The 23,509-nt window shown below is 61.5% G+C and carries 23 protein-coding genes; 7 read left to right on the top strand and 16 right to left on the bottom strand.

The genetic code is table 11. The annotated features are described in order from the left end of the window. Positions 1 to 26 precede the first annotated feature (26 nt). The 10 genes from tadA to lptF form a co-directional block, all read right to left on the bottom strand. Positions 27 to 524 (bottom strand): tRNA adenosine(34) deaminase TadA, encoded by a 498-nt coding sequence (gene tadA / locus BLL38_RS09720; protein WP_076962368.1) that lies wholly within the window; start codon positions 522 to 524, stop codon positions 27 to 29. After that, positions 524 to 1,906, bottom strand: coding sequence for a multicopper oxidase family protein (locus tag BLL38_RS09715; RefSeq protein WP_076962434.1), 1,383 nt, complete (start codon positions 1,904 to 1,906; stop codon positions 524 to 526). Before BLL38_RS09715 ends, tadA begins: the two co-directional genes overlap by 1 nt. Positions 1,907 to 2,142: 236 nt before the next feature. Further along, complete coding sequence (gene pdxJ, locus BLL38_RS09710) at positions 2,143 to 2,886, bottom strand: pyridoxine 5'-phosphate synthase (protein ID WP_076962367.1); 744 nt, start codon at positions 2,884 to 2,886, stop codon at positions 2,143 to 2,145. A gap of 51 nt (positions 2,887 to 2,937) precedes the next feature. Continuing rightward, positions 2,938 to 3,627: a DNA repair protein RecO gene (gene recO, locus BLL38_RS09705; RefSeq protein ID WP_076962366.1), complete on the bottom strand. Its 690-nt coding sequence runs from the start codon at positions 3,625 to 3,627 to the stop codon at positions 2,938 to 2,940. 189 nt (positions 3,628 to 3,816) lie between these two features. Beyond that, positions 3,817 to 4,719, bottom strand: coding sequence for a GTPase Era (gene era, locus BLL38_RS09700; protein ID WP_076962365.1), 903 nt, complete (start codon positions 4,717 to 4,719; stop codon positions 3,817 to 3,819). Then, positions 4,712 to 5,401, bottom strand: coding sequence for a ribonuclease III (gene rnc, locus BLL38_RS09695; protein ID WP_029297476.1), 690 nt, complete (start codon positions 5,399 to 5,401; stop codon positions 4,712 to 4,714). The genes era and rnc overlap by 8 nt, the downstream gene beginning before the upstream one ends. A 154-nt stretch (positions 5,402 to 5,555) precedes the next feature. Beyond that, entirely contained in the window at positions 5,556 to 6,410 is an 855-nt protein-coding gene (lepB, locus tag BLL38_RS09690; RefSeq protein WP_076962364.1) for a signal peptidase I, read from the bottom strand. A gap of 5 nt (positions 6,411 to 6,415) precedes the next feature. Continuing rightward, positions 6,416 to 8,215 carry a translation elongation factor 4 gene (gene lepA / locus BLL38_RS09685; protein ID WP_029297480.1) on the bottom strand — a complete coding sequence of 600 codons (1,800 nt, stop codon included), beginning with the start codon at positions 8,213 to 8,215 and terminating at the stop codon, positions 6,416 to 6,418. A 152-nt stretch (positions 8,216 to 8,367) separates the two neighbouring features. Next, positions 8,368 to 9,447: an LPS export ABC transporter permease LptG gene (lptG, locus tag BLL38_RS09680; protein WP_076962363.1), complete on the bottom strand. Its 1,080-nt coding sequence runs from the start codon at positions 9,445 to 9,447 to the stop codon at positions 8,368 to 8,370. Further along, positions 9,440 to 10,558, bottom strand: coding sequence for an LPS export ABC transporter permease LptF (lptF, locus tag BLL38_RS09675; RefSeq protein WP_076962362.1), 1,119 nt, complete (start codon positions 10,556 to 10,558; stop codon positions 9,440 to 9,442). Before lptF ends, lptG begins: the two co-directional genes overlap by 8 nt. A gap of 282 nt (positions 10,559 to 10,840) precedes the next feature. Here lptF and BLL38_RS09670 point away from each other — a divergent pair, with 282 nt between their 5' ends. From BLL38_RS09670 to rlmF, 5 genes are all read left to right on the top strand, one after another. Next, on the top strand, positions 10,841 to 12,331 hold the full coding sequence (locus tag BLL38_RS09670; RefSeq protein WP_076962361.1) for a leucyl aminopeptidase: 1,491 nt from the start codon (positions 10,841 to 10,843) through the stop codon (positions 12,329 to 12,331). A gap of 65 nt (positions 12,332 to 12,396) precedes the next feature. Then, positions 12,397 to 12,825 (top strand): DNA polymerase III subunit chi, encoded by a 429-nt coding sequence (locus BLL38_RS09665; RefSeq protein ID WP_076962360.1) that lies wholly within the window; start codon positions 12,397 to 12,399, stop codon positions 12,823 to 12,825. Positions 12,826 to 12,832: 7 nt separating this feature from the next. Next, entirely contained in the window at positions 12,833 to 13,219 is a 387-nt protein-coding gene (locus BLL38_RS09660) for a DNA polymerase III subunit chi (protein WP_076962433.1), read from the top strand. Positions 13,220 to 13,448: 229 nt separating this feature from the next. Beyond that, positions 13,449 to 16,295, top strand: a complete 2,847-nt coding sequence (locus BLL38_RS09655) for a valine--tRNA ligase (protein WP_076962359.1) — start codon at positions 13,449 to 13,451, stop codon at positions 16,293 to 16,295. 238 nt (positions 16,296 to 16,533) lie between these two features. Continuing rightward, a complete protein-coding gene (gene rlmF / locus BLL38_RS09650) occupies positions 16,534 to 17,550 on the top strand; it encodes a 23S rRNA (adenine(1618)-N(6))-methyltransferase RlmF (protein WP_076962358.1) in 1,017 nt (338 codons plus the stop codon). 67 nt (positions 17,551 to 17,617) lie between these two features. Here the strand turns inward: rlmF and BLL38_RS09645 are convergent, their stop codons facing one another. Further along, positions 17,618 to 17,899, bottom strand: coding sequence for an HU family DNA-binding protein (locus tag BLL38_RS09645; protein WP_038443110.1), 282 nt, complete (start codon positions 17,897 to 17,899; stop codon positions 17,618 to 17,620). A 396-nt stretch (positions 17,900 to 18,295) separates the two neighbouring features. On the opposite strand from BLL38_RS09645, the gene yejK reads away from it, so the two are divergent. After that, on the top strand, positions 18,296 to 19,300 hold the full coding sequence (gene yejK / locus BLL38_RS09640; protein ID WP_076962357.1) for a nucleoid-associated protein YejK: 1,005 nt from the start codon (positions 18,296 to 18,298) through the stop codon (positions 19,298 to 19,300). Further along, positions 19,300 to 19,653 carry a glutaredoxin family protein gene (locus BLL38_RS09635; protein ID WP_076962356.1) on the top strand — a complete coding sequence of 118 codons (354 nt, stop codon included), beginning with the start codon at positions 19,300 to 19,302 and terminating at the stop codon, positions 19,651 to 19,653. The genes yejK and BLL38_RS09635 overlap by 1 nt, the downstream gene beginning before the upstream one ends. A gap of 165 nt (positions 19,654 to 19,818) precedes the next feature. On the opposite strand, the gene BLL38_RS09630 is transcribed toward BLL38_RS09635, so the two are convergent. The 5 genes from BLL38_RS09630 to BLL38_RS09610 form a co-directional block, all read right to left on the bottom strand. Continuing rightward, the gene (locus BLL38_RS09630) at positions 19,819 to 20,748 is read right to left on the bottom strand and encodes a glutathione S-transferase family protein (protein WP_076962355.1); all 930 of its coding nucleotides are present in this window, start codon (positions 20,746 to 20,748) and stop codon (positions 19,819 to 19,821) included. A gap of 81 nt (positions 20,749 to 20,829) precedes the next feature. Then, complete coding sequence (locus BLL38_RS09625; protein WP_076962354.1) at positions 20,830 to 21,114, bottom strand: GIY-YIG nuclease family protein; 285 nt, start codon at positions 21,112 to 21,114, stop codon at positions 20,830 to 20,832. 36 nt (positions 21,115 to 21,150) lie between these two features. Further along, the gene (locus BLL38_RS09620) at positions 21,151 to 21,621 is read right to left on the bottom strand and encodes a nuclear transport factor 2 family protein (RefSeq protein WP_076962353.1); all 471 of its coding nucleotides are present in this window, start codon (positions 21,619 to 21,621) and stop codon (positions 21,151 to 21,153) included. A gap of 87 nt (positions 21,622 to 21,708) precedes the next feature. Further along, positions 21,709 to 22,344 (bottom strand): response regulator, encoded by a 636-nt coding sequence (locus tag BLL38_RS09615; RefSeq protein ID WP_076962352.1) that lies wholly within the window; start codon positions 22,342 to 22,344, stop codon positions 21,709 to 21,711. 193 nt (positions 22,345 to 22,537) lie between these two features. Further along, complete coding sequence (locus BLL38_RS09610) at positions 22,538 to 23,347, bottom strand: response regulator (RefSeq protein WP_076962351.1); 810 nt, start codon at positions 23,345 to 23,347, stop codon at positions 22,538 to 22,540. Positions 23,348 to 23,509 lie beyond the last annotated feature (162 nt).

Genomic DNA, 23,509 nt, shown 5'->3' with positions numbered 1-23,509 from the left:
ACATTGATTGGGTTTTCACCTTGAGATCAGGTGCTGGGCTTGGCCCTTCTGGCCTTGAAGAACTCACTCAACACCGCCCCGCACTCTTCAGCCAACACCCCACCTTCAAACAACACCCGGTGATTGAGAAAGCCCTGGGTAAAGAACTGCCCCTGGCTCTGCACAATCCCGGCCTTGGGCTCCAGCGCGCCGTATACCACACGGGCGATGCGCGAGTGGACGATCAGCCCGGCGCACATGCTGCACGGTTCCAGGGTCACATACAGGGTGCTGCCCGGCAGGCGGTAGTTGCTGACGGCCTGGGCCGCCGCGCGGATGGCGACCATCTCGGCGTGGGCGCTCGGGTCGCTGCCGCTGATCGGGCAATTGAAGCCGCGGCCGATAACTTCGCCGTCCTGCACCAGCACCGCGCCCACCGGTACTTCGCCGAGGGCCGCGCCCTGGGCGGCGAGGGCCAGGGCTTGGCGCATAAAGTCCTGGTCGCGGCTGCGGTCGATGATGGCCGTGGGGCGAACCTGGCGCATCACGCCACCTCGATGGCGGCCATCAGGCCGGTTTCCATATGGTCGATCACATGGCAATGGAACATCCACACCCCGGGGTTATCCGCCACCAACGCCACGCGGGCGCGCTCGTTCTTGCCCAGCAGGTAGGTGTCGGTGAAGTACGGCGTGACCTTGTGGCGGTTTGACGCGATGACCTTGAAGCTCATGCCATGCAAGTGGATCGGGTGCTGGTACTGGGTCATGTTCTTCAATTCAAAAATATAGCTCTTGCCCAATTGCAGCTTGGCAATCGGGCGGTCGGCGCAGGTCTTGTCGGTGATGTCCCAGGCCTGGCCGTTGATCTGCCACAGGCTCGGCGGTTTACCGTTCTCGACATTGACCGAAACCGAGCCGACCCATTCAAAATTGAAGTTGAGTTTCTCGGCATTGGCCAGGTCCGGCTCGGCAATCGGGTTGGCCGGCAACGCAGGTGGCCACTCGCCGGGCGCCTCGGTGTTGGCCACCGAGCGGAAGGTGCCCAGGCGTACCGGGCCATTGCGGATCGACAGTTCTTCGCCGGCCGGCGGGGCCTTGATCGCCAGGCAGATGCGCATGCCCGGGCCCAGCCAGTATTCCTTGCCCAGGGGCCGGGGCTCGATGGGGTTGCCGTCCAGGGCGTAGATCTGCGCCTCGGCGTTGGGGATATTCAGGCGATAGGTCAGGGTGTTGTCGAGGTTGAGCAGGCGCACCCGGGTGATTTGCCCGGCCGGCAGGTCGATGACCGCCTGCGGCACGCCATTGATGGTCGACAGGCGCCCGGCCGTACCGCCACGGGCGGCTTCGCGGGGGATGCTGAATTCGACAAATTCGCCCTGTTCGTCGATATGCCAGTTTTTCAGGCTCAGGGTGCGCTCATGCTGGAAGCCGGTGGGCTCGCGCTCTTCGACAATCAACGGCCCGACCAGGCCACGGCCCAGCTCTTCGCTGCTGCTGACATGGGGGTGATACCAATAGCTGCCGGCATCCGGCACGCGGAACTGGTAGTCGAAATACTCGCCGGGCAATACCGGCAGTTGCGAGACATAGGGCACGCCGTCCATTTCCAGGGGCAGGCGGATGCCGTGCCAGTGGATGGTGGTGGCGACCGGCAGGTGGTTGATAAAGCGCACCCGCAGCCATTCGCCCTGGCGTACGCGCAACTCGGTGCCCGGCGCCGAGGGGCCAAAGGCCCAGGCCTGGGTGGTGTGCCCCGGCACCAGTTCCACGTCCAGGGGCGCGGCGATCAGCTCGTAATCACGCCCGGCGCTGGCGTCCGCGACTTTCCCCAGCCAGTAGCGGTAGGCGCCACCGGCACCGACGCCCACCACTGCCAGGCCGGCGAGGCCACCAAGGATTTGTCGACGGGAAAAAGATCGGGACACAACAACCTCACGGATCTGCGCGGGCGCAAGGCCTGCAAAGGGCAAATACGATACACCCCTGCCGGCTAAACAGTAAGGCTTCGCATTGCCGCATGTGGGAGCAAGCGGGCTTGTGTGGGAGCCGGCTTACCCGCGATAGCGCTGGGTCAGTCAATAGAGGTATCGACTGAAACGGCCTCATCGCGGGCAAGCCCGCTCCCACACAAGCGCGCCCCACCCTGGATTTTCAGCGTTGGTCAGTGTTTGGCGGCAGCCAGGATCAGCGCTTTCATCTCGGCGACCGCGCCCTTGAAACCGACGAACAGCGCGTGCGCCACCAGCGCATGGCCGATGTTCAGTTCGTTGATGCCCTTGATCGCCGCCACGGCTTCGACGTTGTGGTAATGCAGGCCATGGCCGGCGTTGACGATCAGGCCCTCGCGCAGGCCGCAGGCCACGCCGTCGATGATGCGCTGCAGTTCGTCAGCGACTTCGCTCGGGGTGGTGGCATCGGCGTAGCGGCCGGTGTGCAACTCGATGGCCGGTGCGCCCACGCGGTGCGAGGCTTCGATCTGCCGTTCGTCGGCGTCGATAAACAGCGAGACCTCACTGCCGATCTGCGACAGGCGCTCGACTGCGGCCTTGATCCGCGCTTCCTGGCCGGCCACATCCAGGCCGCCTTCGGTGGTCAGTTCCTGGCGGGTTTCCGGGACCAGGCAGATATGCGCCGGGCGGATGCGCTCGGCGAAGGCCATCATTTCTTCGGTGATACCCATCTCGAAATTCATGCGGGTTTGCAGCACGTCCTTGAGCACCAGCACGTCGCGCTCCTGGATGTGCCGGCGGTCTTCGCGCAGGTGCACGGTGATCCCGTCGGCGCCTGCTTCTTCAGCATCCAGCGCGGCCTTGACCGGATCAGGGTAGCGGGTGCCCCGGGCCTGGCGCAGGGTGGCAACGTGGTCGATATTGACGCCAAGAAGAATGCGATTGCTGGTGGTCACGGAAGCGCTCCTGAAAAGGGAAAGAATCGGCGTACAGCATACACGGGGATGTCAGGGCTTCCGAAACAACTCGCGACTGACCAGGGGCCGACCGCCCAGATGCACGGCCAGGGCCTGGCGCATCAGGCGCTTGGCCGCAGACAAGGCACCGGGCGCGCTCCAGTCGGCCTCGGCCATGGCCAGCAACTCGGTGCCCTGGAACAGGCCGGGTTGCAGCAGGTAGACACGCTCCAGCCCGGCGTCCACTTGCAGGCGGTACATGCCGTCGCTGGCGATGGGCTCGCCGTGCAGGTCGTTGTGCAGGTCAAAGCCGTAGCCCAGGTCGTCGAGCAGGCGCCACTCGAAAGCGCGCAGCAGCGGCTCCAGGGGACGGCCTTCAGCCAGGGCCAGCAGGGTCGCGGCATAGTGATCGAACACTGCGGGGTGCGGGTCTTCGGCGGGCAGCAGGCGGATCAGCAGCTCATTGAGGTACAGGCCGCTGAACAGCGCCTCGCCATTGAGCCAGGCCGAGGTGCCGATGCTTTCCAGGCGGCCGACGTTTTTCAGCTCGCCCTTGCCGCGAAACTCCACGTCCAGGGCCACAAATGGCCGCGCCAGCGTCCCCGCCTTGCCCCGCGCGCTGCGCAATACCGCACGCAGCCGCCCCTGAGGCGTGAGGAAGTCCACCAGAGCGCTGGTCTCGCGGTAGGCGCGGCTGTGCAGGACGTAGGCGGGTTGGCTGGGGGGTGGGGATTGGGACATGAAAGTCTCTTCGCAGAACTATAAGAACAGCGATAAACCAATGTGGGAGCTGGCTTGTGTGGGAGCTGGCTTGCCTGCGATGCAGACGCCTCGATGTATCAAGTAGACCGAGGCGATGCTATCGCAGGCAAGCCCGCTCCCACACAAGCCCGCTCCCACATTTTGTCCTGCGGTGTTACTGGTGACTGATTACAGGTCGCCGTAGCCCAGGGAGCGCAACGCGCGCTCGTCATCGGACCAGCCACCCTTAACCTTCACCCACAGGTTAAGCATGATCTTGGAATCGAACAGCACTTCCATGTCCTTGCGCGCTTCGGTGCCGATGCGCTTGATGCGTTCGCCCTTGTCGCCAATGATGATTTTCTTCTGGCCGTCACGTTCGACGAGGATCAGCGCATGGATATGCAGGGTCTTGCCCTGCTGCTTGAACTCTTCGATTTCCACGGTGATCTGGTACGGCAGCTCAGCACCCATCTGGCGCATGATTTTCTCGCGTACCAGCTCGGCGGCGAGGAAACGGCTGCTGCGGTCGGTGATCTGGTCTTCCGGGAAGAAGTGCTCGTTCTCCGGCAGGTAGCCGGCGATCACCCGCTCCAGGGCTTCGAGGTTGTGCCCGTGCTGGGCCGAGATCGGCATGATCTGGGCGTTCGGCAGTTGTTCCTGCAACCAGCTCAGGTGCGGCATCAGCTCGGCTTTGTCTTCGATGCGGTCGGTCTTGTTCAGCGCGACGATCAATGGGCCGGTAACGTACTGCACACGCTCCAGGACCATCTGGTCTTCATCGGTCCACTTGGTGCGGTCGACCACGAAGATCACCACGTCGACGTCTTTCAACGCCGCCGAAGCGGTCTTGTTCATGTAGCGGTTCAGGGCTTTCTCGCCGCCTTTGTGCATGCCCGGGGTATCGACATAGACCGCTTGCACGTTGCCTTCGGTCTTGATGCCCAGCATGTTGTGGCGGGTGGTCTGCGGCTTGCGCGAGGTGATCGCCAGCTTCTGCCCCAGGATATGGTTGAGCAGCGTGGACTTGCCCACGTTGGGACGGCCGACGATGGCAACATAGCCACAGCGTGTTGCGGTTGAATCAGTCATGGCCATTCTCCACGCCCAGGGCAATCAGTGCTGCAGCGGCCGCTACCTGTTCGGCAATACGACGGCTCACACCCTGACCTCGGCTTTTTTCGTTCAATAAGGTGACTTCGCATTCGACGAAGAACACACGGCAGTGCGGCTCACCCTGGATATCCACCACTTCGTAGCGTGGCAGTTCGCAGCCACGCGACTGCAAGAATTCCTGCAGGCGGGTCTTGGGATCCTTGTTGGTATCCACCAGGGTCAGGCTGTCGATTTCCGACGCCAGCCAGGCCATGACCCGCTCCTTGGCCACTTCCATCCCGGCATCGAGATAGATCGCACCGATCAGGGCTTCCAGGGCATCGGCCAGGATCGACTCGCGACGGAAACCGCCGCTCTTCAACTCGCCGGACCCCAGGCGCAGGTACTCGCCCAGGTCAAAACCACGGGCCAGCACGGCCAGGGTCTCGCCTTTCACCAGGCGTGCGCGCAAGCGCGACAGCTGGCCTTCACGGGCCAGGGGGAAGCGGTTGAACAGGGCTTCGCCCGCGGCGAAGTTAAGGATGGCATCACCGAGGAACTCCAGGCGTTCATTGTTGCGCCCGGCAAAACTGCGGTGTGTAAGGGCAAGGACCATCAATTCCTGGTCCTTGAAGGTGTAGCCGAGCTGACGCTCAAGACGACTCAAAGAAACGCTCACGGTTTACCTACTGTCAGTACGTGGCGGCAAAGGCCATCGACGATTAACGCTGTGTTCAAATTCAAATCCTGGCAATGCTGCGTATTGCTCGAAGCCGGACCAATGTCCAAGCCCCAGAAAAGCATTCGGCGCTGTGTTCACAGCGCCGCATGGATTACTTGATCAGCCCCACCCGCGAGAAGTTCGGCAGGTGACTGAGCTTGGGTTCGGGCCAGCTCATCCAGACCGCAAAGGCCTTGCCGACGATATTCTGATCGGGAACCATGCCCAACAGCGCCTTGGGAATGCTTGGGTCATCCCAGTAGCGGCTGTCGTTGGAGTTGTCGCGGTTGTCGCCCATCATGAAATAGTGCCCGGCAGGCACGGTCCACTGGTTGTCGGGCGGCGAACGGTAGCGGCTCATTTCCTTGCGGATCTGGTGCTCTACCGCTCCAAGTTTTTCCTCGTACAGCTCGGCGCTGCCCAGGGTGTTCGGCTCGGAACCGATGAGTTTCTCGGCCACCGACTCGCCATTGACGAACAGGCGCTTGTCGCTGGTGTAGCGGATCACGTCACCCGGCAGGCCGACCACACGCTTGATGTAGTTGACGTTCGGGTCGCTTGGGTAGCGGAACACCATCACATCGCCGCGCTGCGGATCACCCACCTCGATGATTTTCTTGTCGATCACCGGCAAGCGGATCCCGTACGAAAATTTGTTCACCAGGATGAAGTCGCCCACATCCAGGGTCGGTTTCATCGAGCCCGAAGGAATCTGGAACGGCTCTACCAGAAACGAGCGCAGCACCAGCACGATGAACAACACCGGGAAGAACGACTTGCCGTATTCAACCAGCAAGGGCTCTTTGTTGAGCTTCTCGATCACTACGCCATCGGGCTGGCTGACGCTGCCCTGATAGGACGCGATGGCCGCCCGACGACGCGGGGCGAAGAACAGCAGATCGAGCAGCGCCAGGAGACCACAGACGGCAACGGCGATGACCAGCAACAGCGGGAAATTTAGTGACATAGGACCTAACTATCCAACCTGAGCACCGCAAGGAAGGCTTCTTGTGGAATTTCCACGTTGCCCACTTGCTTCATGCGTTTTTTACCGGCCTTTTGCTTCTCAAGCAGCTTGCGCTTACGGCTGACGTCGCCGCCATAGCATTTGGCCAGTACGTTCTTTCTGAGAGCCTTGACGGAGGTCCGCGCAATGATCTGCCCGCCAATGGCGGCCTGGATCGCGACGTCGAACATCTGGCGCGGAATCAGTTCCTTCATCTTCTCGGTCAACTGACGACCTTTGTAGTGCGCATTATCCTTGTGCACGATCAGCGCCAGGGCATCGACCTTGTCGCCGTTGATCAGCACATCGAGCTTCACCAGATTGGCCGATTGGTAACGGTCGAAATGGTAATCCAGCGAAGCATAGCCGCGACTGGTGGATTTGAGGCGGTCAAAGAAGTCCAGGACCACTTCGTTCATCGGCAAATCATAGGTCACTTGGACCTGGGTGCCGAGGAACAGCATGTCGTGCTGCACGCCACGTTTTTCGATACACAGGGTAATGACGTTACCCAGGTGCTCCTGCGGCACAAGAATATTGGCCCGCACGATCGGTTCGCGCATGTCTTCGATGGACGACAGGTCCGGCAGCTTGGACGGGTTGTCGACGTAAATCGTTTCACCGGTTTTCAGCGCCAGCTCAAAAATAACGGTTGGCGCGGTGGTGATCAGGTCCAGGTCGTACTCGCGCTCCAGGCGCTCCTGGATGATCTCCATGTGCAGCATGCCCAGGAACCCGCAGCGGAAACCGAAGCCCAGGGCGTCGGAGCTTTCCGGGGTGTACTGCAACGACGAGTCGTTGAGGGTCAGCTTCTGCAGGGCTTCGCGGAAATCCTCGAAGTCGTCGGAGCTGACCGGGAACAGGCCGGCATAGACCTGCGGCTGGATGCGCTTGAAGCCTGGCAGCACGTCGACATCAGGCGTCGAGCTCAAGGTCAGGGTGTCACCGACCGGTGCACCGTGGATGTCCTTGATACCGGCGATGATGAAGCCTACTTCACCGGCTTTCAGGTCAACGGTGGCGGTGTGTTTCGGGTTGAAGACACCGACGCTGTCCACCAGGTGGATCTTGCCGGTGGACTTGACCAGGATCTTGTCGCCCTTTTTCACCCGGCCATGGCGCACACGGACCAGGGACACAACGCCCAGGTAGTTGTCGAACCAGGAGTCGATGATCAACGCTTGCAGCGGATCTTCGATATTGCCGGTAGGGGCGGGAATGGTCTTGACCAGGCGTTCAAGCACTTCGTCGACACCCAGGCCGGTCTTGGCGCTGCACTCGACGGCGTCGGTGGCGTCAATGCCGATGATTTTTTCGATTTCTTCCTTCACGCGGTCCGGGTCGGCCTGCGGCAGGTCGATCTTGTTCAGCACCGGCATGACTTCCAGGCCCTGCTCGATGGCGGTGTAGCAGTTGGCCACGGACTGGGCTTCAACGCCCTGCCCTGCGTCCACCACCAGCAGCGCGCCTTCGCAGGCGGCCAGGGAACGGCTGACTTCGTAGGTGAAGTCGACGTGGCCCGGGGTGTCAATGAAGTTCAACTGGTACTTGATACCGTCTTTGGCCGTGTAGTACAGGGTAACGCTGTGGGCCTTGATGGTGATCCCGCGCTCGCGTTCGAGGTCCATGGAGTCCAGAACCTGGGCTTCCATTTCACGCTCGGCAAGGCCGCCGCACATCTGGATGAATCGATCGGCCAGCGTCGACTTACCATGGTCAATGTGGGCGATGATGGAGAAATTGCGGATATGACTCAAATCACTCACGGATCAACACTCAAAAAGGCTGCAGGCAGATTGCCCGCTGAAAAATAGCCGGGAATTGTACCTGATGCTCAGGCCAGGCGTCATCTTTGACGACCAATAACAAAAATGCCCCGTTCTTGCGAATGGGGCATTTTTTGTTCAACACGCGCGGATCAAGCGGCCCGGCGCAACAGCCAGAAGCCGGCCAGGGCACAGATAGTGGTCGGCACCAGCACCGCAAACAGCGGCGAGAAACCGAATACCAGGCTCGACGGCCCCAGCAAGTCCTGGGCAATACGGAAGGTGAACCCCACCAAGACCCCGGTAAACACACGCTGGCCCAGGGTTACCGAGCGCAACGGGCCGAAAATAAACGAGATCGCCATCAATACCAAAGCAGCGGTCACCAGCGGCTGCAACACCTTGACCCAAAATGCCAGCCAGTAGCGGCCGTTGTTCAGGCCCTGCTCCTTGAGGTAGTGGATATAGCTCCACAAACCGGAGATCGGCAGGCTTTCCGGGATCATCACCACGGTATTGAGCAGTTCTGGCTTGAGCGCAATGTCCCAGGCCTGTGTCGGCTCATTGATCACCTCGGTGCTGGCCTCGGTGCCTTTGCCGGGATTGCGGAAATGGGTGGTGGTGACATCGCTCAACACCCACTGGTTGTCACTGAACTGGGCGCGCTTGGCAAAGCTCGACGACAGCATGTGGCGCTCATCGTCAAAGCGATAACGGGTCACACCCACCAGCAGGCCGCCGGGTTGCACCGCGTTGATGTGGATGAATTCATCACCCTGGCGGTGCCACAGGCCGCGCTTGGAACTCTGGGCATCGCCCGAGCCCAGGGCCAGCGCACGGTTGGCCTGGGCGGTGGTTTCCGCCGGTGGCGCCACGTATTCGCCGATCAGCACGCTGGCGGCCATCAGCAGCAGCATGGGTTTCATCACCGCCCAGACGATACGGGAAACAGACACCCCCGCCGCGCGCATGATGGTCAGTTCGCTGTTGCTGGCCAGGCTGCCCAGGCCGATCAGGCAGCCGATCAGCGCGGCCATCGGCATCATGTCGTAGAGGCGGCGCGGCGCGGTCAGTGCCACGTAGCTCAGGACGTCCGTGACCGTATAGGTCTCGGTGACGTTGCCCACTTCATCAATAAAGGCAAACAACGACGCCAGGCCGAGGATGATGCCCAATACCGCCAGGATGGCGACCAGTACGCTGCTACCGATGTAGCGATCCAGCTTACCCACGAGCCATCTCCTTCATGCCGCGACGGCTCTGCATTTTCAAGCGAATCGGTTCCCAATAGAGCAGGCCCAGGCCAATCATCAGGAAGATACCGTGGACCCACCACAACCCCAGGAGCGGCGACAGCTTGCCCTTCTCCAGGGCCCCGCGGGCGGAAATCAGGATGGTCAGGTAAGCCATGTACAGCAGAATCGCCGGCAGCAGCTTGAGGAAGCGGCCCTGGCGCGGGTTGACCCGGGACAGTGGCACCGCCATCAGGGTGACGATAAACACCAGCAGCGGCAGGGAGAGGCGCCATTGAAGCTCGGCGATCGCCCGCAACTCCTTGCTACCGATCAGGGCACTTGTCGGGAGGGCATCGCGGTCGGTGACCTCGTTGCTGACTTCCGGCCGGGCCAGCATGACGCCGTAGGTGTCGTACTTGATGGCGCGGTAGTCGGCCTGGCCGGGGCTGCCGTCGTAGCGATAGCCGTTTTCCAGGATCAGGTAGCGGCTGCCGTCCGGGCGTACTTCCTGGCGCCCGCTATCGGCCACCAGTACGGAAATGCCACGGTCTTTCTTGTCCTGGCCCAGGCGTTTCTCGGAAATGAACACACCGCCGAGGTTGGTCCGATCATCGGTCATGCGCTCGGTGTAGGTCACGCGGGTGCCATCGTTGAGTGCCTGGAAGCGGCCCGGCTCAAGGGTGTCGAACTCGGTCATCGCGTCCTGTTTGTTGAGCACCAGCTGGAACTGCATAAGGCCCTGAGGCGCCAGGCTCAAGCTCAGCCAGGCCACCACCAGCGCCACGCCGGTGGCCGGGACCATGGTCATGGCCAGCAAGCGCTGCTGGCTCATGCCGGTGGCCGAGAGCACGGTCATTTCGCTTTCGAGGTAGAGCCGGCCATAGGCCAGCAGGATCCCGAGAAACAGGCCCAGGGGCAGGATCAGTTGCAGGAACCCTGGCATGCGAAAGCCCATGATCAGGAACAATGAACCGGGATCCAGGGCCCCCGAGGCAGCCTGGGCCAGGTATTTGACGAAACGACCACTCATGATGATGACCAGCAACACCGCACTCACGGCACTCAGGGTCAGCAGAACTTCGCGGGACAGATAACGGAAGACAATCAAACCAGACACTCCAGGGTTGTCAGGCTAAGGCGGCCAAACAAGCAAGCATATCAAGTCGCCCCGTTGACACGGGCCGGCGAAAAAGATGGCGCATTATCCTGTGATTGTCGGCGCCTGTCACGGAGCTTGCTCACACCCGTGCACAAAGCTGGCCTCAAGGGTTGTCAGGCTGAGGCGGCGCGGTACAAACTGCTGGCTTTGTCGCGCTCGCTCAGGCGAGCCCAGCCTACAGGCCGGAGTACAGACTCCAGGCTCTTTGACCTTTATATAAGGGACCCGAACATGGAATTGGTTGTAAAAAGCGTTAGCCCCGAAACGTTGAAGACCGCCACCCTCGTGGTCGCCATCGGCGAAGGCCGCAAGCTCGGCGCGGCCGCCAGGCAAGTCGACGAACTGAGCGGTGGCGCCATCAGCGCCGTGCTCAAGCGTGGCGACCTGGCCGGCAAGGTCGGCCAAAGCCTGCTGCTGCAAAGCCTGCCCAACCTCAAGGCCGACCGCGTATTGCTGGTAGGCGTGGGCAAGGACGCCGAACTGGGCGACCGCCCGTTCCGCAAAATCATCAGCGCCATCTTCGGCACCCTCAAGGGCCTGGGCGGCAGCGATGCGGCACTGGCGCTGGACGAAATCGTGGTCAAGGGCCGCGACAGCTATGGCAAGACCCGCCTGCTGGCCGAAACCCTGCTGGACGGTGGTTACACATTCGATCAGTTCAAGAGCCAGAAAGCCGAACCCCGTGCCCTGAAGAAAATCACCCTGCTGACCATCAAGGCCGCCCAGGCTGAAGTGCAGCGCGCCACCACCCACGCCCAGGCTATCGCGACCGGCATGGCGTTCACCCGCGATCTGGGCAATATGCCACCTAACATCTGCCACCCGACCTACCTCGGCGAGCAGGCCAAGGCCTTGGGCAAAGCGTTCAAGGGCCTGAAAGTCGAAGTCCTGGACGAGAAAAAGATCAAGGAACTGGGCATGGGCTCGTTCTATGCCGTGGGCCAGGGCAGCGACCAGCCGCCACGCCTGATCGTCATGCAATACAACGGTGGCAAGAAAGCCGACAAGCCGTTCGCCCTGGTCGGTAAAGGCATCACCTTCGACACCGGCGGCATCAGCCTCAAGCCGGGCGCCGGCATGGACGAGATGAAGTACGACATGGGCGGCGCCGCCAGTGTCTTTGGCACCCTGCGCGCCGTGCTGGAGCTCAAGCTGCCGATCAACCTGGTGTGCATCCTGGCCTGCGCCGAGAACATGCCGAGCGGCGGTGCTTCCCGCCCTGGCGATATCGTGACGACCCTGAGCGGCCAGACCGTGGAAATCCTCAACACCGACGCCGAAGGCCGCCTGGTGCTGTGCGATGCCCTGACCTACGCCGAGCGCTTCAAGCCGCAGGCGGTGATCGATATCGCCACCCTGACCGGGGCCTGCATCGTCGCCCTGGGCTCCCACACCTCAGGCCTTTTGGGCAACAACGACGAGCTGGTCGAGCAACTGCTCAGCGCCGGCAAGGCCGCCGACGACCGCGCCTGGCAACTGCCGCTGTTCGACGAGTACCAGGAGCAACTGGACAGCCCGTTCGCCGACATCGCCAACATTGGCGGGCCAAAGGCCGGCACCATCACCGCCGCGTGCTTCCTGTCGCGGTTTGCCAAGAACTTCAACTGGGCCCACCTGGACATCGCCGGCACCGCCTGGACCAGCGGTGGCAAGGACAAGGGCGCTACCGGCCGTCCGGTGCCGCTGCTGACCCAGTACCTGCTGGATCGCGCCAAAGCCTAAACGCAACCCTGTAGGAGCCGATTTACAGGCTCCTACAGGGTTTTGCGTGCCTGCCTGGAAATGTAATGACCCAAGTCGACTTCTATATATTACCCAGCGCCGATCCTTCGGCTCGCCTGGACTTTGCCTGCAAACTCACGGAAAAGGCCTGGCGCATGGGCCACCGCATCTACCTGCATTGCAGCGATGCCGCCCAGCGTGAAGACCTCGATGCCCGCCTGTGGCGCTTCAAGGGCGAGAGCTTCGTGCCCCACGGCCCCGCAGAATCGGAGCCAGGGGGCCTGGTGGTGCTGGGTGTGGGCGACAGTTGTGGCGATCACCATGACCTGTTGGTCAACCTGGACCTGAAAGTGCCAGCCTTTGCCAAGGGGTTCGCCCGGGTGGCGGAAGTGGTGGTGGAAGACCCGGCTATTCGTCAGGCCGCGCGGGAGAGTTTCCGTTTCTACCGCGAACAGGGCTATTCTCTGCAAGATCACCGATTACAGCGACTCTGAGCACATGATGGACACTTCAAACCCGCTAAAACCCTCCGACCACCTGCTGGACGACCTTGAGTCGATCCGCCAGTTGCTGGGTGATGACAACCTGCAACCGCCGCTGCTGACCGAGACCGTCGCCACCGGCGAAGTACAGATCCCCCTGCTGTTCGATCTGGTCGGCGCCAAGCCTGCCGCCGCCGAGCCGGTCGAACCGCCCCTCGTGCAAGCAGAACCGGCCGCCGAAAAAGCCCCCGACGCCCTGCTGCTGCACCTGGACAACGAACTGCGCGCCGCGGCGCAATTGATCATGCAGGACGTGATCGACGACTTCGCCCCGCATATCGAAACCGAGATCAAGCGCCGGATGGATGCGCGGATGGAGCGGTTGCTCAGCCAGTACCAGTCCTGACCCACACAAATCCCCCCTGTGGGAGCGGGCTTGCCCGCGATAGCTGTAGGTCAGTTGAAAGATACTTGGCTGATACACCACTATCGCGAGCAAGCCCGCTCCCACACAAGCCCACTGCCACATTTGATCCGCGTAAGCCTTAGCCCCTCTCTTCGTCTCGCCCTCTCCCCTATCCCCCGTTATACTTGTCGGCTTTCCTGAATAAATGCCAACTAGGGTCCCGCCGCGCATGGATAAGACCTACCAGCCGCACGCTATTGAAACTTCCTGGTACAACACCTGGGAGTCCGAGAACTATTTCGCCCCGCAAGGCGCGGGTGATTCCTACACGATCATGATCCCGCCGCCGAACGTCACCGGCAGCCTGCACATGGGTCACGGCTTCAACAACGCGATCATGGACGCCCTGATCCGTTTCCGCCGTATGCAGGGGCGCAATACCCTGTGGCAGCCGGGCACCGACCATGCCGGTATCGCCACCCAGATGCTGGTGGAACGCCAACTGGAAGCCAGCGGCCAGAACCGTCACGACCTGGGCCGCGAGAAATTCCTGGAAAAGATCTGGGAATGGAAGGACCAGTCCGGCGGCAATATCAGCCGTCAGATCCGTCGCCTGGGCTCGTCCGTAGACTGGAGCCGCGAGCGTTTCACCATGGACGACGGCCTGTCGGAAGCAGTCAAGGAAGCCTTCGTGCGCCTGCATGAAGATGGCCTGATCTACCGCGGCAAGCGCCTGGTCAACTGGGACACCAAGCTGCACACGGCGATTTCCGACCTTGAAGTGGAAAACCACGACGAGAAAGGTTTCCTGTGGAACCTCAAGTACCCGCTGGCCGACGGCGCCAAGACTGCCGAAGGCCACGACTACCTGATCGTCGCCACCACCCGCCCGGAAACCATGCTCGGCGACTCCGCCGTGGCCGTTAACCCGAACGATGAGCGCTACCAGGCCCTGATCGGCCAATTCGTCGAGCTGCCATTGGTCGGCCGGCGTATCCCGATCATCGCCGATGATTACTGCGACCCCGAATTCGGCACCGGCTGCGTGAAAATCACCCCGGCCCACGATTTCAACGACTATGAAGTCGGCAAGCGCCACAACCTGCCGCTGCTGAATATCTTCGACAAGAACGCCGCCGTCCTGCCGGCCTGTCAGGTGTTCAACCTCGACGGCACGCTGAACGACAGCATCGACGGCAAGATCCCGGCCGAATACGCCGGTCTCGACCGTTTTGAAGCGCGTAAGCAGATTGTGGCTGCGTTCGATGCCGCCGGCCTGCTGGTCAGCGTGGACGACCACGCCCTGAAAGTGCCCAAAGGCGACCGCTCCGGCACCGTGATCGAGCCGTGGCTGACCGACCAGTGGTACGTCTCCACCAAGCCATTGGCAGAACCGGCGATTGCTGCTGTGGAAGATGGCCGCATCCAGTTCGTGCCCAAACAATACGAAAACATGTACTTCTCGTGGATGCGCGATATCCAGGATTGGTGCATCAGCCGTCAGTTGTGGTGGGGCCACCGCATTCCGGCCTGGTACGACGAGTCGGGCAAAGTCTATGTCGGCCGCGATGAAGCCGAAGTGCGCGCCAAGCACAACCTCGGCCCGGACGTGGCGCTGCAGCAGGACAACGACGTACTGGACACCTGGTTCAGTTCGGGCCTGTGGACCTTCTCGACCCTGGGCTGGCCACAGCAGACCGAGTTCCTGAAGAAATTCCACTCCACCGACGTGCTGGTCACCGGCTTCGATATCATTTTCTTCTGGGTTGCCCGGATGATCATGCTCACCATGCATTTGGTGAAGAACGAGGACGGCACTCCCCAGGTGCCGTTCAAGACTGTGTACGTCCACGGCCTGGTGCGTGATGGCCAGGGCCAGAAGATGTCCAAGTCCAAGGGCAACGTGCTGGACCCGCTGGACATCATCGACGGCATCGACCTGGAAACCCTGGTGCAAAAACGCACCTCGGGCCTGATGCAGCCGAAACTGGCGAAGAAGATCGAGAAGCAGACCCGCGACGAGTTCGCCGACGGCATCGCCAGCTACGGCACCGACGCCCTGCGCTTTACCTTCTGCTCGCTGGCGTCCACCGGTCGCGACATCAAGTTCGACATGGGCCGCGTCGAAGGCTATCGCAACTTCTGTAACAAGATCTGGAACGCCGCGCGCTATGTGCTGGACAAGGGCGAAGACTGCGGCCAGAACGGCGAAGCCTATGAACTGTCCCTGGCTGATCGCTGGATCATCTCCCAGTTGCAGCGCACCGAAGCCGAAGTGACTCGCCAACTCGACCAGTTCCGTTTCGACCTGGCCGCCCAGGCCTTGTACGAGTTCATCTGGAACCAGTATTGCGACTGGTACCTGGAACTGTCCAAGCCGGTGCTGTGGGACGAGAACGCACCGATCGAGCGCCAGCGCGGCACCCGTCGCACCCTGGTGCGCGTGCTGGAAGTGGCGTTGCGCCTGGCGCATCCGTTCATGCCGTTCATCACCGAAGAAATCTGGCAGCGCCTGGCGCCGCTGGCCGGTATCGAAGGCAAGACCATCATGCTGCAACCTTGGCCGGTGGCCAATGAAGCCCGCATCGACGAGGCTGCCGAAAGCGATATCGAATGGCTCAAGGCCCTGATGCTCGGCACGCGCAATATCCGCGCCGAGATGAACATCGGCCCGGGCAAGCCATTGGCGGTGTTTGTGAAGAACGCCAGTGCCGAAGACCAGCGCCGCCTCACCGAGAACGACGCCCTGCTCAAGAAGCTGGCCAAGCTGGAGTCGATCACTGTATTGGCTGATGGCGCCGAAGCACCGCTGTCTGCCACCGCACTGGTTGGCGAGATGGAAGTGCTGGTGCCGATGGCCGGGCTGATCGACAAAGGCGCCGAACTGGCGCGCCTGGACAAGGAAATCCTGCGTTTGCAAGGCGAAGTGCAGCGCGTGGGCGGCAAGCTGTCCAATGCCGCCTTCGTGGACAAGGCCCCGGCCGAAGTCATCGACAAGGAACGCGCCAAGCTGGCCGAAGCCGAACAGGCCTTGGGCAAGCTGGCGGAGCAACATGCGCGGATTTCCAGCCTGTAAGGGCCGGCCTGCGTAAAAAAGAGACCTTCGGGTCTCTTTTTTTTGGCTCTGAAAAACACCCCACTGCCCATTGAAAACCCGATCAATGTGGGAGCTGGCTTGCCTGCGATAGCCTCACCTCGGTCTACCTGATAGACCGAGTCGCTTGCATCGCAGGCAAGCCAGCTCCCACATTTGCCCGGGTCGGGCTCAGGATGTGTGACAATGGCCGCCACTTTGAGCCAACACCAGAATCATCATGACCGCCCCCAGCACACCCAAACCGCCCCGCAAGAAGCCGAAAACCGCCGCCCCGGCCAAGCCCGTCGCGCCACGTAAAGAGGCCACTCTGCACCCGCGCAACCGCCACCAGGGCCGCTACGACTTCCCGGCGCTGATCAAGACCACGCCGGAACTGGCCCAGTTCGTGATCCTCAACCCCTACGGCAAGGAAAGCATCGACTTCGCCAACCCCGACGCAGTGCGGGTGTTCAACCGGGCGTTGCTCAAGGCGTTCTATGGTGTGCAGCACTGGGATATCCCGGCTGACTACCTGTGCCCACCGGTGCCGGGGCGTGCCGATTACGTGCACTTTCTCGCCGACCTGCTGGCCAGCGTCAACGACGGCAAGATTCCCCGTGGCTCAATCGTCAAGGTGCTGGACATCGGCATGGGCGCCAACTGCGTCTACCCGCTGATCGGCTACATGGACTACCGCTGGAATTTCCTCGGCTCCGAGATCGATCCGACCGCCGTGGCGGCCGCCAAGGCCATCGTGCAGTCCAATGACCTGAGCAAGGTCATCCAACTGCGCCTGCAAAACAATCCCAAGCATATTCTGCTGGGGCTGCTGGAGCCGGGTGAGCGTTTTGACCTGACCATGTGCAACCCGCCGTTCCATGCCTCCATGGACGAAGCGACCAAAGGCAGCGAGCGTAAATGGCGCGCCCTGGGCAAGGCCGACCCCAAGCGCAAGTTGCCGGTACTGAACTTCGGCGGCCAATCGGCAGAGCTGTGGTGTGAGGGCGGTGAAGCGCGGTTTGTCACGCAATTGATCGCCGAAAGCGCGCACTTTGCCCATAAAGTGCTGTGGTTCAGCACCCTGGTGTCAAAAGCGTCCAACCTGCCCGCCATCCAGACCGCGCTGAAAAAGGCCGGCGCCCTGGAAAGCCAGGTGGTGGAGATGTCCCAGGGCCAGAAACAGAGCCGTTTTGTGGCCTGGACCTTCCAGACCAAGAACGAGCAGCAGATCTGGCGCCAGCGCTGGGTGCGCTAGGGGCAAATCGCAGGCAACAAAAAACCGTGCCCGGATCGCTCCGGTGCACGGTTTTTTTTACTGCGTCTTACTTGTTGATCGAGTCGGTCAGGCCTTTGGCCACAACCAGCTTGATCACTTTCTTCGCAGCGATTTCGATGGCAGCGCCAGTCGAAGGGTTACGGCCGGTACGGGCTGGACGCTCGGTCACTTTCAGTTTGCCAACACCTGGCAGAGTGATTTCGCCACCGTTGTCCAGCTGGTCACCAACGATCTGAGCCAGCTGCTCCAGTACGGCACGTACTTGAACCTTGGTGGTGTCAGTGGATTCGGCGATATCAGCGATCAGTTGGTCTTTAGTCAAAGCCATTATGGTGTTCCTTCCCTATCAAATTCATTTGGATTGCAGAGTGCAGTGTCAGCCATCGAGCCCGACCGTCATGGCCTGGCACCCCTGGCCATAACCGCGAGAGATCGGGGTTATAGATGCCTGAAACGGGGTTTGGTTCGACCTGACAAATGCTGAATGCACGCTTAACGCCGATACATCGCGTAAGACCGGGCAAAACTAGCACAGAGACGGGGAAATATCCGCTTCTACCGACCCATTTGGTCAGCTTTATCGCTCTAAACCGTGAAAAAAAGGCATATGAGCTGTCAGAGGGCTGCCAAAACCGCTGCAAACGACGCTGCGACCAACGGGTGCGGTACACTGGCGACTTTTTCCGGGAGGCCAACCGCTCCCGCCCAACCAGCCGAGAAGCCCATGCCGATCCGTCACTGCATCGTCCACCTGATCGACAAAAAACCCGACGGCACGCCCGCAGTTCTCCACGCCCGTGACTCCGAATTGGCCGAGTCCGCCGCCATCGAGAACATGCTCGCCGACCTCAACGAGAGCTATAACGCCAAACAAGGCAAGGCCTGGGGTTTGTTCCATGCCGAGTCCGGCGCGCACCCGTTCAGCGGCTGGTTGAAGGAATATTTCGAGGGTGGCAAGGATTTCACTGCCTTCAGCCGGATTGCTGTGGAGCATCTGCAAAAGCTGATGGAGGAATCCAACCTCTCCGTCGGCGGCCACGTGCTGTTTGCCCACTATCAACAAGGCATGACCGACTACCTGGCCATCGCCCTGCTGCACCACAGTGAAGGCGTGGCGGTGACCGACGAGCTGGACGTGACGCCCTCGCGCCACCTGGACCTGGGCCAGTTGCACCTGGCGGCACGCATCAACGTGTCCGAGTGGCAGAACAACAAGCAGTCCAAGCAGTACATCTCGTTTATCAAGGGCAAGAACGGCAAGAAGGTCTCGGAGTACTTCCGCGACTTTATCGGCTGCCAGGAAGGCGTCGACGGCCCGGGCGAGACCCGCACCCTGCTCAAAGCCTTCAGTGACTTCGTCGAAAGCGAAGACCTACCGGACGAATCCGCCCGCGAAAAAACCAAGACCCTGGTGGACTACGCCAGCAGCCAGGCCAAGCTCGGCGAGCCCATGGGCCTGGAAGAGCTGTCGGGCCTGATCGATGAAGATCGGCCAAAGGCCTTCTACGACCATATCCGCAACAAGGATTACGGCCTGTCGCCGGAAATTCCCGCCGATAAGCGCACCCTCAACCAGTTCCGCCGCTTCACCGGGCGCGCCGAAGGTTTGTCCATCAGCTTTGAAGCGCACCTGTTGGGCGACAAGATCGAGTATGACGAGGCCGCCGGCACCCTGATCATCAAGGGGCTGCCGACCCAACTGACCGACCAGCTCAAGCGCCGCAACTGATGCTCGGCGGGGTCCTGAAGAAAGTCCTGCTGGTGTTGCTGGTGGTGGTAGCGATCCAGAACTGGGGTAAGGTCGAGCGGCTGTTCAATCCGTCGCAGGTCGTCCCGGAGCAGGTACGCGCCACTGCCCGGGTGACGTTGTACACCACCGACTGGTGCGGGTACTGCAAGCAGACCCAGCGCTTCCTCGATCAGAAGGGCATTCCCTACACCCGCGTGGATATCGAGAAGGATGCCCAGGGGCGCAAGGCCTATGAGGCCCTGGGCGGCGGCGGGATTCCGTTTGTAGACGTCAATGGCACGCAGATCCGCGACTACAACCCGAAGGCCATCCTGTCTGCCCTGAACCTGTAGGCGCAAGCAAACCCTAATGCCGATCAGTTAAGCGCAGATCCCCTGTGGGAGCGGGCTTGCCCGCGATAGCGGTGTGTCAGTCAGAGTTGCATTAACTGACCCACCGCTATCGCGGGCAAGCCCGCTCCCACAGTTAAGAGCAAGCCAGCGCCTACAGCTGTTTGATTAACGGATCAAGAAGCCCAGGCGCGGGAAGTGCACATGCACGGTGCCGCCGCGCTCATCCTCGCGGCGCAGGATCAACTCCTCGCGACCGGCAAACAGCAACTCGCCCACCACCGGGTCCACACCATAGTCAGTCGCGGCGATGCTCACTTGCTGGCCCACCTTGAACCCGTTGGGCTCTGCAAACACTTCATCCGGCAACGCCGCAGGCGTGCTATTGCGGGCGATTTCCAGGGCCTGCCCGGCACTCATCTCGCTGGAAGTGCCATGCCCGAAGCCCAGCACCCGCCCAAGCCAGGCGCTGACGGCAGGATAATCATCCACCAGCGGCGAGGTCACCGACGAGCCTTTGATAAACCACAACGTATGGGCCATGGCGAAGTCGGCAATCGACGGTTCGCCAAACAGGAAGTCCCCCGATTGACGCTGCAACTGTTGCTCAAGCCGCGCAATGATTGCCGGCCACTGGTGCCGCGCCACATCCAGTGGCAGCCGGGTGGCGCTACCGTCGCCGAACATCTTGCTGCGGTCGGCAACCAGCACCTGCAGCATCTGCGGCGGCACCTTGGCAAATTTCACCGCCAGGGATTCGGGCTGGAATACCAGGGCCACGGCATGGGAAAACACCACCGAATCGGCCCAGGCGGCAAAGCTTTGGCTGACCAGTTCCTGGCCTTCGGGAAACAGCGGCGGCGCGGCCTTTTCCTGTTCCAGGCGGCGGGCGATCAGCGCGGTATCACAATAAATATCCGCGCCCACCTGCAGCACCGGGGTTTTTCGGTAGCCGCCGGTCAGGGCCGTCAGATCGGGCTTGGGCATCACCGGGGGAATGGTCACCGAATGCCAGGACAGCCCCTTGAAACCCAGGAGCAGGCGAACCTTTTCGGCGAACGGGGATTGCGGGTAGTGATGCAGGATTAACTCAGACATTCCAGACTCCGCTAAAAGAAGGAGCCGCCAGCTTATCGTGCAAAATCACTGCGGCCTACCCATTGGCCTGACGGGAACTGATCAGTCAGGTTGATAAGCCCGGGCCAGACACTCCTTGGCGCTTTTCTTGAGTTTTTTTATCAGGCGTTCCTGGCGCAGCGCCTCGCTCTTGCTGGCGCAGGCCTCGGTATACACCAGCGCCACCGCCGGACTGGACAGGAAAAACCGCGCGCCCTTGCCGCTCTGGTGCATCGCAAAGCGGCGCTGCGGGTCGTTGCTGATCCCGCAATAGAGCGCGCCATTGGCCGCCCGCACCAGGTAGACAAACCAGGGCTTGGGCGCGATGGGTTCAGGTGGATTGTTCACAAAAGGTTCTGGCAAACGAAAAGAGCGCCAATCTTATCAACGACTGGCCTGGAACGCCTGCAACCCTTTCAAGGCCTGGGCACGCACCGCGTTGCGCACCAGCGGCGTCCAGCCCAGCAGCAGGCCCTGGGTGCCCAGGGCCTGGCGCGACCAACGCCACAGGTCGAAGTGGTCGTGGTGCTCGCAGATCTTGCCGTCGCGAAACACAAAGCGCGCCTGGATATGGTTGACCACGGTGCGGCCGGTCTGGCTGAACAGGTAGGTGGCCACCCAATGGGCGCTGCCAGTGCTTTCGTCACTGTGTACCTGGTCGAAGGTCAGGGAAAAGTCCCTGGCCCGGGTGGTGAGCATGCGCCACATGTCGCCGGCATCGCGCCCGCGCAGTTCGCCGAACGCCGGGTCGCTGAACAGCACATCCTCGGTATAGCAGGCGCTCATGGCCTCGGCATCCAGGCGCTGGAAGGCGCTGTAGAACTCGGTGATCAGGGCGTTGTGCATCGGCAGCATCCGGCAACAAGGGGAAGTCCGTCACGATAGTGCGCAAGGGCCTGGAACGCCATCGGCATCGATGCCGGGAATGCCAGGGGTGAGCCCCTAAGGCACCATGCCGCAGCTGCGAGCATAGGCGAACAGATCCACGTCGGTGGAAATACACAACCGGCTCATGGCCGTGCTTTTCTGCTTGCTGATGGTGGAGATGCTGCGATTGACCCGGGCGGCGATCTGGCTGACCGTCATGCCGCTGGCGAGCATGCGCACCACCTCCCGCTCCTTGCCGGACAACTGCGGCTGTTGCGACTGATCGCCCGTGCCCGCCTCCACCAGTTGCACCCGCAGGCATTCGCTGACAAAGGTCTGGCCGGCGCTCACCGCCCTGATCGCCAGCGGCAACTCCTTGGCCGAGGCGCTTTTGGCGACGATAGCCCGGGCACCATGGGCAAAGGAGGCGCGCAAGGTGGCGACGTTGGCAAACATGGTCACCAGAATCACGGGCAATTCCGGGTACTGACGATGCAGCAGACTGAGCAGGCCATAGCCGTCAGCCTGCTGGCCACCCGGCATGGCGAAGTCAGTCACCAGCACATCGCAGGAAGTGATTTCCAGCAACCGCAACAGGTCATCGGGGCCTTCGGCCTCGCCGACCACTTTGCACTTGCCATTCGCCTCGATCACCACTCTCTGCCCGATTCGTACGATGGGGTGATCGTCAGCAATAATTACGCGAAGCATAAATACCCACAGATGATGGCGACTGAGCCCGCAAAATACCCTCGCCGACGGACCGCAACAACCGTCCAGGACGTGGGCTTTGCGTCACGTTCAATGTTTTGTAGTGATTTTTTTATGACCTACAAAATTAAAAGAAACCACCTACATCCATAACCTGCAACACAGACCGATATCGCCCTACATACAACCCATTTCACAACGCGCCCAAGTATTTGAGGTAGGCCCGCAAGTCCGCCTGGAAGGCTTCCAGATGGGATTTGTTCAGCAACATGCCCTGGGCGCGGACGCGTTCGATCAGGCTCATGCCACGCAGTTCCAACTCCGCGCCGCCGAGGAATGCCAGGCTGCCCACCAGGCGATGCAGGCGTTCAGCGGTCAACGGCCCATCCAGGGCCAGGCGCGCGCGCTCCAGGGCGGCGCTGTCTTCCCGGGCTTCGCAGAGCAGGCTGGTGAGCATCTGGTCCACCACGTGGGCGTCGCCAAAGGTCTCGACCAGGCTGGCACGGGTCGGCCAGGGTGCCGAAACCAGGGTGTTCGATACGGCACTGGCCGGGCCGGGCAGCCACAGCGCCAGCACCCCTTGCAGTTGATCGAGGGTCAGCGGCTTGAGCAGCCAGGCATCCATGCCAGCATCGCGGCAACGTTGGGGGTCGTCGTGCACCAGGTTGCCGGTCAAGGCAATGATCGGCACCCGGCGTTGCGCGTTGGCCTGTTCGCGCAGGCGGATTGCCCGGCTCATGGTGTAGCCATCCATCAGAGGCATCTGGCAATCGCTGATCACCAGGTCGAATGGGCGTTCGGCCAGGGCCGCCAGCCCATGTTGGCCGTCGCCGACCAATTGATGGCCCAGCCCGAGCTTCTCCAGAAACCAGCCCATCAATACGCGATAGGCGGAGTGGTCCTCCACCACCAACACGGTCAGGTGCTGCCAATGCAGCGGGGGAGTGATCGAGGGGGCCAATTCACGGGAAAGCACTGCGCTCAACGATACGCCAGTCTCCATGTTCACCTCATTGCGGCGATCCGTCCTGCAGCGCCCGGCGGCGCTGACGCAACAGCCAAACGCAAATGGCTGCCATCGCCGCCTGAAAATATCCTTATGAGTGACAGCATGACGATGCAACAACTACGAAAAAACCAACTTTCCTACATGAGCGACAACCTA

The organism is Pseudomonas gessardii, assembly GCF_001983165.1.
In the GTDB taxonomy this organism is placed as follows: Bacteria; Pseudomonadota; Gammaproteobacteria; order Pseudomonadales; family Pseudomonadaceae; genus Aquipseudomonas; species Aquipseudomonas gessardii.
This window is presented reverse-complemented; position numbering and strand designations above follow the sequence as displayed.